Origin of the sequence: Pseudonocardia lacus (assembly GCF_018531445.1) — a bacterium.
Taxonomy (GTDB): Bacteria; Actinomycetota; Actinomycetes; order Mycobacteriales; family Pseudonocardiaceae; genus Pseudonocardia; species Pseudonocardia lacus.
The window spans coordinates 1-1626 of record NZ_JAHDTH010000442.1 but is presented as its reverse complement, the minus strand read 5'-3'; the positions used below and the strand labels follow the sequence as shown (position 1 = coordinate 1626).

The 1626-nt window shown below is 67.1% G+C and carries 1 protein-coding gene; it reads right to left on the bottom strand.

Annotated features, from left to right (window positions below; genetic code table 11):
* Window positions 1-93: 93 nt before the first annotated feature.
* A complete protein-coding gene (locus tag KIK08_RS38930) occupies window positions 94-1362 on the bottom strand; it encodes an IS110 family RNA-guided transposase (protein ID WP_308258168.1) in 1269 nt (422 codons plus the stop codon).
* Window positions 1363-1626 lie beyond the last annotated feature (264 nt).

Below are 1626 nucleotides of genomic sequence, written 5' to 3'. Positions count from 1 at the left end.
CTCTGATCCGAAAATTAGGTCGGGGACGGGCAGGCGGGAGCACCGGCTGGGCAAAGGGCTGGTGCCGGGCCGGGAACGGGCGAGCTGGAGGTGTCAGGCAGCAGGCTTGACGGTGACGGTGTAGCCCATCGCTTCGAGTTGGTGGACGTAGGTGCGTTTGCGGCGTTCGAGGTTGATCCGGGAGTCGTGGAAGTCTGACCCGAGGTCGTTGTAGCGGGCCTGGGGATCAGACAGCAGATGCCAGATGATCACCAGCAGGGAGCGTCCGACCGCGACAACGGCCTTCTTCTTGCCCCGCCGTCGCGCGATGCGCCGGTAGCGCTCGCCCAGGAAGGTGTCGGTGCGCGCGAGGCTGAACGCGGCCTCGCCGAGCAGGCGGGCCAGGTAGCGGTTGCCGTGCCCGGTTGAGCCGCGGCCCTTGTTCTTGCCCGCGGACTGGGTGACTCCGGGTGCGAACCTCGCCCACGAGGCGAGGTGCGCGGCGGTGGGGAAGCGGGTCATGTCCAGCCCGATCTCGGCGACGATCCCGGCTGCGGCGACCGGGCCGATCCCGGGGATCTGATCAAGACGGGTGATCGCCGCGGCGAAAGGGGCGACCATCTCCTCGATCACCGCGTCCAACTCGGCGATGTCAGCGCTCAGCGAGTCGACCCGGGTGAGCATTTTGGCCAGGAGGAACCCGTGATGGTGGGTGAAGTGCCCACGGAAGGCCTCCTCCAGGGCGGTGATCTTGCCGCGCATCCGACCCCGCGCCATCTGCGCCAAGATCTGCGGATCGTGCTGTCCGGCGATCAGGGCGGCCATCATCTCCCGTCCGGACACCCCGAAGATGTCCGAGGCGACCACCGACAGCTTGATCTGGGCGTCTTCGAGCAGCTTCTCCACGCGCTGCTTCTCCGCGGTCCGGGCCTCGACCACATCGGCCCGGTACCGGGTCAGGTCCCGTAAGCGGCGGATCTGTGGTGGGGGCACGAAACTCGGGCGCAGCATCTGCCGCTCGGCGAGTTTGCACAGCCATACCGCGTCGATCTTGTCGGTCTTCGGGCGGCCCGGGAGGTGCTTGACGTCGCGGGCGTTGACCAGCCACGTCTGGAAACCGGCCGCTTCCAACAGGTAGAACACCGGTTTCCAGTAGTCCGAGGTGGCCTCCATCACCACCCGGGTCACCCCCAGATGCCGCAGATGATCTGCCAGCGCCAACAGCGAACGGGTCATCGTGGAATAGGTCGTGACCTCCTGCAGACGCCGCCCCGGCCGGCCCTCGTGGGGCACCCGCAGGCAGCACACCACCTCAGCCTTTCCGATGTCACACGCCGCGACCCGGGCGATGATCTCCTCGACCTGGGTGTCTTCTTCGAGCACCACGCCCTCCTCACCGCCCTGCTCACCCGCTCTCATCGCGCTCTCATCGCGCTCTGGAAGGGGCTGCCCGGAGGGCCGCCAGGGACAGGCGAATCTGATCCGCGTGCTCGAAGCAACACTGAAGCTCCCAAGAGCGCGGCCCTCAGCGCCCCGCTGCGAAACGACCTCCCACGATCAAAGAGACTCGGCGTCAACGGGCAGCCAACACGGAATTTTCACCGCTGAACGCGCGGTCCTCAAGAACCACACACGCTGCGAAGACGG